Origin of the sequence: Pectobacterium colocasium (assembly GCF_020181655.1) — a bacterium.
GTDB lineage: Bacteria > Pseudomonadota > Gammaproteobacteria > Enterobacterales > Enterobacteriaceae > Pectobacterium > Pectobacterium colocasium.
The window spans coordinates 850,323-867,855 of record NZ_CP084032.1; the positions used below are offsets into that span (position 1 = coordinate 850,323).

At 56.7% G+C, this 17,533-nt stretch carries 6 protein-coding genes; all 6 read left to right on the top strand.

The window, feature by feature from the left end:
- Positions 1-33 precede the first annotated feature (33 nt).
- Entirely contained in the window at positions 34-1,665 is a 1,632-nt protein-coding gene (locus LCF41_RS03890; RefSeq protein WP_225086965.1) for a Tad domain-containing protein, read from the top strand.
- 54 nt (positions 1,666-1,719) lie between these two features.
- Positions 1,720-11,409 (top strand): beta-propeller fold lactonase family protein, encoded by a 9,690-nt coding sequence (locus LCF41_RS03895; protein WP_225086966.1) that lies wholly within the window; start codon positions 1,720-1,722, stop codon positions 11,407-11,409.
- 111 nt (positions 11,410-11,520) lie between these two features.
- Positions 11,521-13,305: a TolC family protein gene (locus LCF41_RS03900; protein WP_225086967.1), complete on the top strand. Its 1,785-nt coding sequence runs from the start codon at positions 11,521-11,523 to the stop codon at positions 13,303-13,305.
- The gene (locus LCF41_RS03905) at positions 13,305-14,060 is read left to right on the top strand and encodes an efflux RND transporter periplasmic adaptor subunit (RefSeq protein ID WP_225086968.1); all 756 of its coding nucleotides are present in this window, start codon (positions 13,305-13,307) and stop codon (positions 14,058-14,060) included. The genes LCF41_RS03900 and LCF41_RS03905 overlap by 1 nt, the downstream gene beginning before the upstream one ends.
- The gene (locus LCF41_RS03910; RefSeq protein ID WP_225086969.1) at positions 14,057-15,412 is read left to right on the top strand and encodes an efflux RND transporter periplasmic adaptor subunit; all 1,356 of its coding nucleotides are present in this window, start codon (positions 14,057-14,059) and stop codon (positions 15,410-15,412) included. The genes LCF41_RS03905 and LCF41_RS03910 overlap by 4 nt, the downstream gene beginning before the upstream one ends.
- Complete coding sequence (locus tag LCF41_RS03915) at positions 15,412-17,529, top strand: HlyD family efflux transporter periplasmic adaptor subunit (protein ID WP_225086970.1); 2,118 nt, start codon at positions 15,412-15,414, stop codon at positions 17,527-17,529. The genes LCF41_RS03910 and LCF41_RS03915 overlap by 1 nt, the downstream gene beginning before the upstream one ends.
- Positions 17,530-17,533 lie beyond the last annotated feature (4 nt).

A 17,533-nucleotide genomic window follows, 5' to 3' on the forward strand; every position in this document is an offset into this window, starting at 1 on the left:
CGCGCTGAATCCAGGAATACAGGATAGGAAAGGATGAAAAAAACCTTACAGAACAGACGAGTAAAAAAAGACGATAGCAGAACCACTCTGTTCTGGCGTGAACGCCTGTCTGCCTTTATTCAGCAGGAAAAAGGGGCGGGTACAGGGTTTTATGTGCTGGGTGCGATGGCGTTGTTGATGACGGCGGCTTTTATCGTGGATACCTCCACGGCGACCGGCGATGCGACGCAAATCAAACGCGCGACAGATGCCGCCGCGCTGGCTGTCGGGCATCAGGCGACCATTAATGGTGAAGAGTACAGCCAGGAAGACACCAATAAGCTGGCGTATGAATACGTCAAAAATAATCTGGGGATGAATAAAGCCCTGAGTGAAAAGCTGGTGGCTGGGGACGTCTCCGTCATGGAAGGACAGAATAGTGCTACGCGTAAAACCTACACCGTTACTGTCGCCTTTGAAACCAAGCCTAGCCTGCTGAACCTCGGTGCAAGGAAGCAGGAAGTGTACTCGACGTCAGAGATCGTCAACCGCCCGACCGAAATTGCCTTTGTCATGCCAGTGACGGGGGATATGAGCGAAGGGGATATCCGTTCGCTGAAAAGTGTTAGCCGCAGCTTCGTTGAGCGCATGCTGAGCAGCGCGGACGGTAAACGCGACAACCTGTGGCTGTCTCTGGTGCCCTATAGCCAATCGGTCAATGTCTATGATGCGGAAGATGCCAACCGTATTCGTCGCTGGTCTACGCCGAGTGCGTTGATTCCCCCCGAACTGCGTTCGCTCTTTGCCAGCGGCGTGGTGAGTAGTCTGGCCGATCGTCGATTCCCCGATCGTCGTGCCAATTTGTTGTGTATGTACCGTGGGTTGGGTCGTGAAGAAAACTTCTTCTGGGATGAACCGCCTGTCGGTCAATTCCGCGTGTATTACCGTCACGATCTGCCGCAAAACGGCAGCCCCGGTGCGCCACCGATCTCCTGGCGTGGTCCCAATCCCGATCTCTACCCGTGGGACAACAACTCCGATGTCGTAGATACCCGCTTTATCGTCGCAGATAGAGGGTGCCCGAACGCGGCGCTGATGCCGTTGACCAATGAAGAAAGCAAGCTGAATCAGCGTATCGAACAGTTTTCTGCCCGTTTCAACACCAACTATGCCATCGCGATGGGGTGGGCAGGCGCGGCGCTGTCACCCAATATGCGCGGTTCAGACGGCTGGGGCGATGCGACCTTGCCGCTGGATTTCAATCTGGACGGCAACGGTGACGGGCAAAAAGTGATCGTCATGATGGCCAACACCATTGGTAACTGGTTCGATACCGATAGCTATAACTTCAATCGCAATGAATTCCGTGGTTCAGCAGGAGGCGAACTGCCTCGCTCCTTTGCCGCCCAGCGTTTCCGCGATCTCTGTTCCAGCTTCCGCGCGCGCAACATCAAGTTCTATTTTGTCGGCATTCGTCCCGGTGACCCTGAAGATTTTGGTCGCAACCTGTTTGATCAGGAAGCGACACCAGGTCTGTTGGTCTGCACTGAGGGTGAAAGACGTATGAGTTTTATCGATGGTGCAGGCTTCGGCGCAGAGGGCGTTGAAGAGCAGTTGATCCAACGCCTGAACCGCATTGCTGGTCAGATTGAAACCGAGGGCGGCTACGTGCGGCTGGTGGAATAACCGCTATCCCGCAGCCATGACGCGAGTTGCCTCTTTATTACAGGACATAACACGATGACGTTTTCCCGCTCAAAATCTGGTTCAGGCTTTACGCGCGCGCCGCGTCAGGCGTGGGTATTGGAACCGCGCATGATGTTTGATGCTGCGGCTGTTTCCACGGCGGTTGATGTGGCTGCGCATGTCGCGGCAACAGACACGGCACCCGGCGTGGATGCCACGCCTGTCAAAGCGACAGTCACCATTACGGATACCAGCGATAGCTTCGAAGCGGTCGATCTTTTCAGCAACGTGAGCGTGTCGGCGGATAAAAGCGCGCAGGAACTAAAAGATCTGGTGGTTACCGTTAACCGGACGGGCGCGAATCAGGCATTAGTCATCGACGGTACTGAGATTACGCTGGCAGCCACTAATGGCGCGAAAACGACAGAAGGCGAGGGAAAATACAGCTATACCGTTGCGGTTAGCGGTGCGACGACAACCATCACCGTGAGTATTGCGTCATCTGAGGCATTTCAGCCCAATGATGTCGCTAAGCTGATCGACGGCATTGCCTATAAGCCGCTGGATAAAACCGTGGCCGGTGGAGATGTCACAGTGACGCTGAAAAGCCTGAGCGATGAGAGCGACACTGCCGATCTGAATATCCACTCTACCGTCACCATCGACAGCAAAATCAACGTGGCACCGGTGGTGTCTGCATCGGATGCGCCCGAACTGGCTGAATTACTCGTCGTGCCGGGTATGGAATCACCACAGGCGGTACGCTACTCGAGTAATGGCGCGTATGCCTACGCCATAGGAAGCGATGGCACGTTGGGGGTCTTTACCGTCGGCGAGCATGGCAAACTGACGTTGAGCCAAACGCTGAGCGATATCAGTGCGCTTAAGGATGTGAAAGAGATTGCGCTGAGTGCCGACAACCGTTCGCTATACGCCATTACCGGTAGTAGCAATATTGTCGCACTTAGCCTCGACGAAAACGGGCAGGTTATTCAGGTCGAGGGCAGCTATACCCAAACCACCTCTTCGCAACACGGTAATATTATCGGGCTTGCGGTCTCCAGCGATGGCACCCAAGTTTATGTCACCACAGAGTGGGACGGTATGGTGGTCTTTACGCGTGACGTGACAACGGGACGCCTGACATTCCTTCAGCGCCTGAACCCTGACGGGATCGAGATTAATGGTATTGTCGCGAGCAGCGGTAACTATGTTGTGACTATGGGGATGGGCACTAAACATACGCTCTCGGTTTTCCAACGGGGCGATAACGGAACATTAACGTCTGTCGCCACGCTGGAAACGTCTGGGGCAGGCTATGGCGCGGTAGAGTATCAACTGGCGATCTCGAAGGATCAGCAGTTCATCTACGTCGCCGATCCTGACAACGGCGAAATTAGCGTTTACCAACTGCGCGATGGCGCTGAAGGAAAAACGCTGACCCACACGGACACGAAAACGCTCAAAGGCGTCAACGCACTGTATCTTAACGCCGACGGTAACCAGCTCTATGCCTTGAGTAGCGAAGGGACGTTGCAGATTTATAGCGTCAACGCTACGACAGGGGCACTAACTGAAGGTGGCCTGATTCAGAATATTGGCGACACGCATGGCATGGTGTTATCACCCGATGGGCAATCGCTCCTGATCGCCGGTGAGACCATTCAGCGCTTTAGCGCATTACGCACTTATCTCTACGGCAGTGACTTACCGTTTGCCGATCATGTCGCGCTTTCGGATAGCAATCTGGATGTGTTAAACGGCGGCGCAGGCAACTATAACGGCGCGACGCTTACCATCGGTCGTGAAACCCCTTCTTCAGACGATCAATTCGGCCTAAGCGCAGGCAACAACCTGACGTTGCAAGATAGCAAGATTTTGCAATCGGGGGTGGAAATTGGAACGTTCACACAGAATCAGGGTGTGCTCAGCGTCGCGTTTACTGCTGATGTGACGAAAGAAACCGCCAACGCCGTCCTTAAACAGATTACCTATCGTAACGTCGGCAGTCAGAATGCGACCGAAACGGTCACATTAACCGTGGCGGCGAACGATGGCGAGCTGAGCAGTACAGTCGCTACCGTCGCACTGCTGCTGACTGCCAACAGCGCACCGACGCTGGTTAGTCAGGGAGGAAGTAACCTGACGCTCGATATACGTGGCGCAGCCGTCTCACTGTTTAAAGACACCGCCGTGAATACCGGGGAAGCCGGACAGGCGCTGACCAAACTGTCGATCGACATTGCCGGACTTAACAGCCCGAATCAGGAATACCTGACGGTCGATGGCACTCTTATCGATCTCAGCAAAGACAGCACGGGTACGACGACTAGCGGTTACCAGTATAGCTACACCTATAACGCTTTTAGCGGTCAGTCTTCATTAGTGCTGAGTAGCGTTCAGGGCATCAGCAGCATGGCGATGATGAAGCTGGTCGATGGTCTGAGCTACTCAACGGGCAAAGAGAGCAGCAGCGCCAGTGGTGTTCGTACCATCACGTTAACCGAATTGCAGGATAACGGCGGTACCGCGAATGGCGGGAGCGACACGGCGGCGCTGACAGTTTCCAGTAGTATCAATCTGGCCTTCAACGAGCTGCCGACGATAGAGGCGACGTATTCCCCTGACGCCGCACTGTTTTACAACGCGGGGACGCTGAGTGGCTACAACGAGCGCGTGTCGGCGATTAGCGTTTCTCAGGATGGCAAAACCCTGCTGGTCACCGGTAGCGAAGGCAACAATAACAGCGGCAAGACTTATCTGCGCGTTTACGCGCGTGATGCGGAAACCGGCGCATTGACGTTATTACAAAGCTTCACGCAGGGTGAACAGGACGATCCATCCACCCCTGCGATTGAAGTTAACGGCCTGAACACCATCACCACGCTGGTGCAGTCGAACGATGGCTCCAGCGTGTATGTGGCGGGAGGCAGCGGAAGCGTCTACTCGCTGGTGCAATTTAGCCGTGACACCACAACGGGACAGTTGAGCTATGTTGGGGTTGTTGCCACACAGGGTGTGAATGGTGTCAGCGGGCTGGATGCGACGGTGTCCGAGATCGTGCTGTCCGAGGATGGCACCTCGCTATACACCATTAACGGTGTGACGCCAGTTGATCGCGCTACTGATAAAAACGCGGTGACCTTCTTCTCGCGTGATACCACTTCCGGTGCGCTGACGTTTGTCGGTTCGCTGGTGGGCAGCGACACGATTCCGTTGAGAAGCCCAAGCGGCATCGTGCTGTCCAGTGACGGCACATCGGCTTATATCTCCAATCTGGGAAATCACAGTATTACCGTATTGTCGCGCGATGCCGCGACGGGCAGCCTGAACTACGTCACCACGATCAATAAAACCACGATCGCGGCCGATGGGAACAGCGCGGACATTCCGAAGGACGATCGTTACCTCAACGGGTTGCAGGATATCGTGATCTCCCCTGATAACCGCTTTGTTTATGTGTCGTCAAATTCACAGGGCACCGTTTCGATTTTCAGCCGTGATACGGAGACGGGTGCGTTGACTTATGTTGGTACATTGGATTTGTATAATGCAGGACATATTCCTGCGAATGCGCTGTCTCTGCGTGAACTGGTGATGTCCGAAGATGGTTCGGCATTGTATGTTGCTGCGCTCGGTGGTCAGTCAGTGCTGGTGTTTGGTCGCGATAGCGATTCTGGTGCGTTAACCTATCGTAATAGCGTAGAACTCTCGATTAACACGGTTAACCATCTTGCCGTCAGTGCGGATGGTAAGAATATCTATGCTGGAGTGAGTACGTTCTTTGCCGGGCTGAACGTGCTCAATGCGGCAGCCAATGCACCTTATAGCCAGACGACGGATGTCCCATTTGCAACAGGTGTCTCGCTGTCAGATCGGGAACTGGATGGGGTTGATAATTATAATGGCGCGACGATCGTCATTAGCCGTAACGGTGACGCATCGGCTGATGATCAGTTCGCTTTCCAGAGTGGAAATGGCCTGACGTTATCCGGTAGCGATATTCAGTATCAGGGCGCGACAATCGCCACGTTCAGCGTGAACGAAGGCACGGTGAGGATAGTCTTTACCGATAGCGTCACGAAAACAGTCGTCAATCAGGTGCTGCATCAGGTGACTTACCGCTATGATGGCGAGGCAAAGGATGCCTCGATCCCGTTGACTATCACCTTTAGCGACGGCGTTAAGGAAACCAGCCTGCTACTGACGCTGGTGCCGAATAAGCCCCCAGTGGTGGATAATAGCGACTACGTTCCGCCATCGGCTACTGCCGGACAATCGTATACCGCAACGCTGCCAGACGATCTGTTCCGCGATCCTGAAAATGGCGCATTGACGCTACAGGTCAATGGCCTTCCGGCGGGGCTAACCTTCGATGCCGATACACGCACGATTTCCGGCACGCCAGCGCTCAATGGCGCGGGAAGCTTCTCTATTAGCGTCGTCGCGACGGATGCGTCGGGCCAACAGGCAGAGCAGACCCTTACCCTAAAGATTGCCTCTGATCCTGCACAAATTCCGACGCTCGGTGGTGAATCCTCCGCGTTGAGCAACGATAGGTCGCTGTCAGCGTTCTATAATGAAACGCTCCAGAGAGATGTTATGCAAGGGGTAAAAGACACCGCATTGTCTGCTGACGGAAAAACGCTCTATGTTGTGAGCGCGCCGGATAGCGGGTCAGCGGTGCTGAGTGTGTTTACCCGTGATACAGAAGGGAAGTTCACCCTGTCAAAAATCCTCCCTCATTACCGAGAAGTATTTAATGACGAGACGCGACAGTTCGACAGGTTCGATGACAATCCCTCATTAGCAGGGGCGTCCGAGGTGACCCTGTCCTCTGATGGGCAGTACCTGTATGTGGTCGGCAGTGAAGGCAACGCGGTGACAATTTTCAGCGTGGGCAGCGGCGGTGAACTGACACAAGCCGCTGTACTTGATCAAGCCGCGCTGGGCGGTCATACGCTGGATGTCCGTTCCCATATCGTTTCTCAGGGCGATTACCTCTATCTCACTGCTGCCCAGTCTGGCAGTGATAATGATAGCCGCAGCGTGTTGGTGTTTAAGCGCGGGGCAGACGGTGCTCTGGCTGCGGTTTCTCAGGCCGATAATCTGATTGGGGCGAGCCGTCTGGTGCTTGATCCAGCCGGGCGTTACCTGTTCGTATCGGGTTCCGGTAGTACCGTTGGCGTCACGGCTTTCACCATTGATGCACAAGGGGCGCTGGCTCAAGTCGGTCAGATTAGCGGAACGAGCGAGTATTACATCAACGGGCTGGCGCTGTCTCCCGATGGCAAAACGCTGTATGCAATTCATGCTGATGTGGGCAATTACACGCTCAATACGATAACGGTGGGAGCCAATGGGGCACTCATGCTGGCATCGACAGAGCCATTTGTTTTTACCGATGACAGAAGTGACTCTGGCGAAGCGCTGGCGACCGATCTGGTCGTTTCCGCTGATGGCACGGCGCTGTTCGTGATCGGCAAGAACATTTCGGTCTTCTCCCGTGCGGAAGATGGCAGCCTGACGCTGAAACAGACCATTAAAAGTGGTGAGATGGGCATCGGTTTCTCTGGACTGCAAAATGTGGAACTGGGCGCAGATGGTAAGCAACTCTATCTGGTCGGTAGCGATCAGGTCCGCATACTGAATGTAGGTACGACTGGGGCGGTTTACACCGAAGGCAATGATCCCGTTGTACTGCTGCCTTCAGGCCGTCTGTCCGACCCGCAGTTTGATGCCTTGAATGAAACGAAGGGCGACTATAACGGTGCCACCATCACGGTGGGGCGACAGGAAGGTGGACGACCTGAAGACACCTTTGGCTTGAAGGCAGATAACGGTTTAACGCTCGATGGCAACAACATCCTAAAAGATGGCGTTGCCATCGCGACCTTTACCCAGGTAGATGGGGCGCTGACGATTAAATTTATTACCGTAGTAACCCAAGCCGATGCGCAAAATGTGCTGCGCCAAATCACCTATAACAACACCAGTCAGGATCCTGAACTGGCGGGTTCGTCACCCACTTTCACTTTCAGCATTCGTGACAATGACAATAACGTCGCTGACCTGGATATCACCGTCAATCTCGTCGGTGTGAACGATCCGTCAACGTTAACGATGACCGTACTTAACCCACAAATTCCGGGCAACGGCGAGTTCGTTAAGCTGTTTAAAGATACTCAGATAGACACCATTGAGAGCGGGCAGCGCATCTGGCAGGTCGTGATGACGTTTGATGCGTCAGGGCCGAATGAGGTGATCAATGTGCGAGGAGCCACAATCGTTCTTGAATCATCTAACGGTGTACGGCAAGCCGCCAATGGGCTGCAATATTCTGTTGCGATACGAGACGGGAAGGCAACCGTTGTCATCTACTCGATGAACACCGGCAGTGAAACCGCCAAAATTATTGACAGTATCGGCTACAACTATCTGGGCAATAACCCGAGCGGGGAACGCCATGTCACCTTGATGATCAAGGAAGACATCTATAACGGCACTACACCGGAAACCACGCTGGAGCAGGCGATTACGTTGACGCTAGCGCCGGCGGCAGAAACCAATACTGCGCCGGTCATTACGATTTCGGGCACCACGCCAACCTATACTGAACGTGCCGATCCTATCGTGCTGGTACCGGATGCAACGGTGTCCGATGCACAGATGGACAAACTCAACGGCGGCAAGGGCAACTACGACGGCGCGACGCTGAAAATCACGCTGGGCGATGGCAAAACGGCGCTGGATAAGCTGGGCTTCAGTGCAGGCAATGGCCTGACGCTGTCGGGCGATACGCTTCAGAAAGACGGCGTCACCATTGGTCAGGTCAGTAACCAAGACGGTGTGCTGACGATTCGCTTTAATGCTAATGCAGGCACGATTCCGACAACGGAAGATGTGCAGAATACGCTGCGCCAGATTACCTACGCCAGCGACAGCCATACGCCAGCCGCACAGGTTGCGGTGACGGTGACGCTGTCCGATCGCTATCTGGACTCTCAGGTTAGCGCGTTATCGGTGGCGATTACCCCGATTAACGATACGCCTGTCGTGGCGAACGATCCGGTGCTCTCTGCCGATGAACTGCGTCTGGTGAATACCTATACCGCGATTAGCGGGCTGGGTACGGTGACGGCGGCTGCCCGCACGGCAGACGGGCTAGCGGTGTATGTCAGTGATGATAAAGGGGCGATTGCGTTATTCCAGCGAGATGCGAACAGCGGTGAATTAACCTATATGCGTACCTTCGCCGCCGCTGAGGGCGTGACCGGAATAAGCCAGCTACAGGTTTCTGCCGATGGCAACAGCGTGTACGCGCTGCGTGCCGACGGCAACGCGATTGTCTGGTTTAGCCGGGATGTGAATGGTGCGCTGACTCATAACGCGACGATAGAAAGTAATTATAATATTGATGATGGCAATCTCGATGACATCAATGGGATTGCTCTTTCTGAGGATGGAAAGAACCTTTATCTCATCAATAGATACAGCGGCCAGTTAGCCTATTTCAGCCGTGACACCGCCACAGGTAGATTAACCTATGTTGAGGCGCTGGGCGGTAATATGTCGAGTGAGCCTTATCTGTGGGCTGCGACCCGCATCCTCAGCCGTGGTGATTTGTTGTTTGTTACCACAGCAATTAACGATACCTCCACGGTGATCGTTTATCAGCGCGACGACAGCGGTAAACTGACGTTGTTGGGACACGTCCGCAGTTTTACCGATGCCGCAGGCAATACCGTGCAACTCTCAGGACTAGAGCAGCTTACCGTCAGCGCCGATGGTCGCAGCGTCTTTGTCGCCAGCGCTGGGCAGATTGATGCCTTCGCGCTGGATACCGCAACGGGAACCTTTACGCATCTTGCCCGCGTCGCGGCAGAAGGCACGGTGAGCGATCTCGCCCTCTCTGCGGATGCGCGGGTGCTGTATGCCACTAAAGGGGATGGGTCGCTTACTCGCTATGTTCTGAACGATAAGACACTGATCCCACTCGATACGCTAACCAGTAACGGTTCAAGCTTCGCTCATCTGCTGCCAGTTGACGGTGGGCTGATTACGCTCGGCAACGGCGTGTCGGTGCTGGATGAAACTTCTCGCCTGCCGGTTTATCGCGTTGACGGCCCGGCGGTCATCGTGACACCGGCGATTGTCCTCAGTGATGCGGAACTGGATGCACTGAACGGCGGGGCGGGGAATTATCAGGGGGCGTCGATTACGCTACAGCGTGGCGAAACGGCAACCGCAGGCGATCGTTTTGATTTTAGCGCGGGCAATGGCTTCACGTTGGCAAATGGCGTAATTAGCAAAGATGGGCAAGCGGTAGCGACCTTCACGCAGGTGGACGGCAAGCTTACCGTGACCTTCACTGCCGCCATTTCTCGTGCGGATGCCACGGCGCTGGCACGTCAGATTAGCTGGGCAACGAGCGCTTCACTGGTGGGAAATGCGACCTCGCTGACGTTAGTGCTCAACGATGGAGAGATTGATTCTGCGGCGCAGGCGCTTGGCGTTACGCTGTCGAGAGAGGTAAACCTGCCGCCTGTTGGCCATGCCGAATTGTTCACCCCGCCTACGGCACAGGTTGGCTCTGGCTGGTCTTATACCTTGCCCACAGGTTTGTTCAGCGACCCTGAGAATGACAGGCTAACGATAACCATTGACGCCGCACAGCTGCCTAACGGTGTGAGCTTTGATAGCGAGACGCGCACTTTCAGCGGTAATCCTTCTGCGGCGGGAACGTTTAACGTGACGATTACCGCCACGGACAGCGCGGGCAACGCGACGACGCTGACTGTGGCGCTGACGGTCAACGCCGCTTCGACGCCAGTCGACCCCGGTACTCCAGTCGACCCCGGTACGCCGACAGAGCCGGCCAATCCTGATAACACCTCAACAGCGGCGCCGGTGATTCTGGTGCAGCAGGGCGCAAGCCTGCCTGCGGATGCGGATCAAAGAGAGCGCGAGCAGCCGCTGGGCGCGATTGTCGCCGATCTGTCTCGTTCGGACGCGCAACCACAATCGTTACCCACCAGTATCACCGTTGAACCTGCACGCCAGCGCGCTGCTGATACGACGCGTCCGTCGGATGCGCCCTGGGTGCTCGATCCTGTGATGTCACAGCTGATGCCGACGCTGGAGCAGGTCAATTTATCTTCGCGTGCTGGTACCGCCGTGCGCGACAGCGCCGCTGTTTCTCCGTCGGATTCCAACTTGTTCCTGCACGTACGTGGTCAGACAACGGCGTTGGAATCGGCGTTCAGCAGTGTGCAGGGCGCGTTGCAGCCGGATGCCTCCGGCGCGCTGGCCTTTAGCCTGCCGCAGCGCATGTTCAGCGTGCGTGAAGGCAACGCCACGCTGACGCTGCAACTGGCGAACGGGCGTCCGTTGCCTGCGTGGGTGCAGTTTGATGCCCGCAGCGGCGTGGTGCGTATTACCGATGCCAGTGCGGTGCAGGTTAACCAGATCCAACTGGCGCTAAAAGCGCAGGCCGCAGACGGCACCAGCCGGATCGTACCGATTACGCTGCAAACCGGACAAGGCGCTGGTGTAGAAATGGCGACTGACCGTGGAGCGATGCAATGGCCTGCAAACCCTGCGGCACCGTCGGCTGAAAACCGAGAGGCGGAACGCTTAGCACCAACGGGGAAAACCGCTTTTACCGAACAGCTACGTCAGCATCAGCCTGAACAGGATGCGCTGCTGGCGGCGCTCAGTGAACTGAGCAGCCAGCGTGCGTAAGCACGCCGCAGATCGAGACGAGATTTTATTCCTTAACCACACACCTTCGGCTTGCAGGCCACCGCCTGCAAGCCGAAGGGAACAGACAAATAGAAGATGGGGAGAACCCGGGTGAATCAGCACATAGCGCATTTCTGGGATAGCCAGCAACACGACAGTCAGCAGCACGTTCAACACGAGGCTACACCACGCACCGCGGGTTCCCGGGCGTTACGGATCGCCGTGACCCTTGCCTGTCTGGGGTTGGCGGGCTGTGCCGTCAAGCCTGAGCCGATTACGGTTGAGCAGCAGGTTGCCCAGGCGCTGAGCGACAGAACGCAGATGTTCGCCAATCAGGAACCGGTACGCGGCACGATCACGCTGGATGAAGCGATTGCCCGTGCGCTGAAATATAACCTGCAACAACGAGTCGCGCTGATGGAACAGGCGATGGAAGACGACCTGTTGGGCGTACAGAATCTGGATATGCTGTTACCGAAACTGACCGTGCGTGCCGGGCTGCAAACCCGCGATAACGTCGCTGGCTCAAGTAGCCAGTCGGTGACCACGGGACGACAATCGCTGGAAGCATCCACCAGTCAGGATCAGACCCAGCGCACCGCCGATCTGACGATGAGCTGGAACGTGCTGGATTTTGGTATCAGCTATTTCAACGCCAAAGTACAGGCGAACAAATCGCTGGCGGCAGAAGAACGCCGTCGTCGCGTCGTCGCGGATATTACCCGTCAGGTGCGGACGGCCTATTGGGAAGCCGCAACGGCGCAGCGTTTGCAGCCGGAAGTGACCACGGCGCTGACGCAGGCGCGTCAGGCGCTGGAATATGCGCGCCAGACCGAGCAACAGCGACTGTTGGCACCGGTTGAGGCGCTGCGTTTCCAGAAAAATATGCTGGAGATGGTGCGCCAGTTGGAAATCGTCGACAGCGATCTGGTGGTGGCGAAGTCCCGTCTGGCGGCGCTGATGAACCTGCCGCCGTCCAGCAAGTACGATGTCGTTGTGCCGAGCGAAAGCAGTTTGGTTGCGCCGAAGATGGCTTACTCGCTCGACGATCTGGAAAACTTCTCGATGGTTAAACGCCCGGAAGTGCGCGAAGAGAGCTATCTGGCACGCAATAGCGTACTGGAAACCCGTAAATCGCTGCTGCGTCTGCTGCCGGGTGTGTCGCTATTTGCTGGAATCAACGGTGACAGCAACAGCTATCTGGTCAATCACCAGTGGGCGAACGCGGGCGTTCAGGTCAGCGGCAACCTGCTGAATGTGTTGTCATGGTCATCGGTGAAACGAGCCGGACAGGCGAACGAAGATCTGGCGGAAGTTCGCCGTCAGGCGCTGCGTATGGCGGTGCTGACGCAGGTGAACGTCGCCTGGCAGGAATATCAGCAGAGTACGCGGATGTTCGGCCGCTATCAGGAACTGGCGCGGATTCAGCGCGGTATCCTCAATCAAACCACGCTCAGCGTACAACACCGTGCTGAAACGCAAATGGAGCAGGTACGCGTCAGCACGGAAACCATTCTGACGACACGCGCGCGTGACCGCAGCTTTGCCGACGTGCAGAACGCGCTGGGCGCGGTGTATCAGGCGGCCGGGCTGGATGTGCTGCCGGATAACGTGAGCGATGTCAGTCTGGCGGCGCTGAGCAATTCGATTGCCCGCACCACGGGTAATCTTGAGAAAGGCGGCGTTGCGGTGCCGCGTCTGTCCCTGTCAACACCGGCTACGCCGGCCACCACGACGGCTCCTGCCGTTACCGCTTCCGCAACAGGTTCAACGGTCGCGAAGCCCATCACGCCTGTGGCAGCCACGCCATCCGCCAACGCGGGGAAACCCTACCGCGTCGTGAATACCGATATGTGGGATAACCTGCAATCCCTACAGGCGGGAGGTTCGCGTTAATGGCTTTCGGCATGATGCGTCCGCTGTTGCTGGTGAGTGCGTTAAGTCTGCCCCTCTGGGGGCAGGCTGCGACGACGGGAGACATTCGCGTGCAGCTTAGCGCGCAGCGCTATACCGTGTTATCCAGCGAAATTGCCGGAAAAGTGACGGACATTGCGGTGAAAGAGGGCGAACACTTCAAGCAGGGCGATACGCTGGTCACGTTTGACTGCACCGTGCTGCGCGAAAAGCTGAACTACTCAAACGCCGCAGAGAATGCCGCGCGTAAGAAGCTGGCGATTGCCGATCGGTTAGACAAGCTCAATTCGATCAGCCTGTCGGATGTCGATCAAGCGCGATCGTCGGTGTCGATGGCGCAGGCGGAAAGCGGCGTCAATCGCGCCATGCTGCAACGCTGTGCTATTAAAGCCCCGTTCTCCGGCCGCGTCACGGAAACCAAGGTGAAACGCTGGGAATCCGTGCCGGAAGGTAAAGAGCTGTTGGCGATTTATGATGACAGCGCGTTCGAGCTGGAAATGATCGTGCCGTCGCGCTGGCTGGTGTGGTTAAAGCAGGGCAGCGCTTTTCAGGTTACGCTGGATGAAACGGGTCTGAGCTATCCGGCGGAAATCAGCCGGCTTTCTTCGGCGATCGATCCGGTTAGCCAATCGGTAAAAGTTTTTGGTCGCATTACTCAGTCCACAGCCGGATTATTGCCGGGCATGAGCGGCGTGGCGCAAATCGTGCCGCCTGATGCAGGCAGTGTGTCGCCATGACCGACCGGAACACGACAGCAGCACAAACTGAACAAGATACCCGGCTGGCGCTGCTGGCCGAGTTGTTGCAACTGCAAAGCCGTGCCAGAGCGCGTGAAACGCTGGATGAACTGGCGTTTTTTATCGTCAATGAGACGCACAGCGTAGTGAAGTATCGACAGGCGCTGCTGTGGGACTGTGATAAACAGCGCTTGCAGGCGGCGTCCGGGCTGGCCTCGCTCGATCACAACGCGCCGTTTTGTACCGAATTTAGCCGTCTGTGCCGCCAGTGGCAGGAAGAAGGGCGACAAGCGCAGGCGCTGCAATGCCGCGAATTACCCATTGATGATCAAGTCCTGTGGCAGGAACATCTGCCGGAATTTTTACTCTGGCTGCCGCTACGCTTAGCGCAGGGCGATATGCCGCTGGTGCTGGTGTTAGCGCGGGACAGCGCATGGCTGCCTGCTGAGATCGTTCTGCTGGAAAAGCTGGCGGAAGCGTATGCTCACGCGTGGGCGAGTTTGCAGAAACAACGTCGGCGGCAGACGAATACCAGCCCGAAGAAACGTCGTTTGATTCTGGTAGGGATTGTGGCGCTGGTGCTGATCTTATTATTTCCGGTACGCCAGTCGGTGCTAGCACCGGCGGAGATTGTCGCACACCGCCCGGTGATGGTGCGCGCCCCGGTGGCGGGCGTGGTGGATGACATTTTGGTACGCCCTAATCAGGCCGTCAGCGCCAATCAGCCGCTGGTACGGCTGGACGTACGCGAACTGGAAAACCGGCTAGAGTCTGCGCGGCAGGCGTTTGCCACCGCCGATGCCCAGTATCGTCAGGCACAGCAGCAGGCGTTGTTCGATGCTAATAGCAAGGCCAGTCTGGCCGTGCTGCAAAGCCGCCGCGAACAGGCGCAGAGCGAAATGGATTTTCTGCAACGTCAGCAGGAACGCATGCAGCTTGTTTCTCCGCGTGATGGTGTGGCGATTTTTGACGATAGCAGCGACTGGATTGGGCGCTCGGTGGCGGTGGGGGAACGTATCATGATGATCGCCGATCCGCACGATGTTGAGCTGGAGATCCAGTTGCCGGCGGCGGATGCGATTGCGCTGGAAAACGGCGCGGACGTGCGCCTGTTCCTCAATGTGGCTCCGAATTCGGCACAGGACGCGCGGCTTGAGCAGATTGGCTATCGTGCCGCGCCGACGCCGGATAATGTGATGGCCTATCGGCTGCGGGCACGCTTTACACAGGATGATCCGCAGCTGCGCGTGGGCCTGAAAGGGACCGCCAAGCTGTACGGTAAACGCACGGTGCTGTTCGTTTACCTGCTGCGCAAACCGCTGGCTTCCCTGCGCGTCTGGCTGGGGGTGTAATGCCGTCGCCTGCCGCACTCAGCCCGCTACGGGATGAACTGATCCTGCACGCCGGGCCGGCTAACCGCGACGGTTCGCCCAGTTGGACGCTGGAAGATCCGCTACGTGGTCTCTATTTTCGTATCGGCTGGGCAGAAATGGCGATGCTCTCGCGCTGGTCGATCGGGGATGCTGCGCAGATCGTGGCCGAGGTTAACCAAACTTCTGCGCTCACGCTGGATGACAGTGATGTGCAGTATTTCAACCGCTTCTTGCAGGCTAACAGCCTGACGCGCGTGTCCGGCGATGACGCGCTGGCGCAGTTTTCTCGTCAGATAGAGCAGTCACGCGTTTCGATCTGGCGCAAGCTGTTGAAGAACTATCTGTTTTTTCGCATCCCCTTGTGGCATCCCGATCGTTTTCTGGGGGCGACGCTGCCGTGGGTCGCGCCCTTCTTCAGCCGTACTTTCTTCAGGCTGACGCTGCTGGCGGCTGTGCTGGGGCTATTCCTGGCCGGACGCCAGTGGGAAACGTTCAAGCATACGTTTCTGCATTTCTTCACGCTGGAAGGCGCAGCGCTGGCGGGGTTGACGCTGTGCGTTACCAAGATTCTGCATGAATTCGGCCACGCCTACACCTGCAAGCGCTTTGGTGCGCGAGTCGCCACGATGGGCGTCGCGTTTCTGGTGATGATGCCGGTGCTGTATACCGATACGTCCGGTTCGTGGAAACTCACGCGCCGTCGGCAGCGAATGGCGATTGGCGCAACGGGCATGATGACCGAGCTGGTGCTGGCGGCGTGGGCGACGCTGGCATGGAGCTTCTTGCCGGACGGCATGCTGCGCAGCGCCGCATTTATGCTGGCGACCACCACCTGGATTATGACGCTGGCGATTAACCTCAGTCCGCTGATGCGCTTTGACGGCTATTTCCTGCTGTCCGATGGGCTACAGATGCCGAACCTGCAAAACCGTGGCTTTGCTATCGGCCGCTGGCAGATGAGAGAATGGCTGTTCGGCTTAGGGGATGCCCCGCCGGAGCGCTTCCCGCGCTGGCTGCAACGCACGCTGGTGGGCTATGCCTTTGCGGTGTGGATATACCGCTTCTTCCTGTTTACCGGTATCGCGATTCTGGTTTACCACATGGCGTTCAAGCTGTTGGGGATGCTGCTTTTCGCCATTGAAATCGGCTATTTCGTGGTGATGCCGGTGGTGAATGAAGTGCGCGAATGGAGTAAACGCCGTAAGGATTACCGTATGAACCGTAATATGACGACAACGCTGGCCGTGAGCGCCGTGATTCTGCTCGCGTTGCTGATTCCCTGGCAGCGCAGCGTGTATGCACCCGCGCTTTTGCGGGCGGAACAGCAAAGTAGCTTGTATATGCCCGTACCCGCGATGATTCAGCGCATTGAGGTGCAGGTCGGCCAGCCGGTGCGCACCGGGCAAACGCTCTTTACGCTGTCGTCTGATGCGCTGGCGCATGAACGGCAGCAGTTGGAGCGACAAATCGCGACGCTGAACTGGCAAAGTACCTTTCAGGTATTCAACAAGGAAGCGGTTGGCGATCACCAGCGGGTGAAGCAGGAGCATGACGCGGCGTTGCAAAAGTTACAGGTCTTGCAGCGCCAGTCTGAACAACTGACGGTACGTGCACCGATAGACGGCGTGGTGGCTGACATGACAACGCCGCTGGAAACCGGCGAGTGGCTGGGGCAGGGCGAATGGCTGGCCGTTGTCACCAAGCCAACCGGTGGGCTGGTAGAGGCGTTCGTGTCGGAAAAAGACTGGCAGCGGCTGCACATGGGCGGAAAGGGCACGTTTTATTTACAGGATGTCAGCCGCTCATCCCTGTCGCTCACCATTGTGGAGATTGCCAGCACGGCCACCCGCGATCTGAATGCTACGCCGGAACTCGCCTCGGTTTATGGCGGCGATATTGCCACGCTGAGTGATACACAGCGCAAACTGCATCCTGAACAGGCGGTTTATCGTGTATTGCTCAGTCTACCTGCCGACTATCGTGCCCAGCCGCAAGTGCTGCGCGGCACGGTAGTGATGGACGGCGAGGCGCAAAGCCTGTTCATTCGCGGCTGGAAAGTGGTATCCGCCGTACTGATTCGTGAACTGTCATTCTGATCAG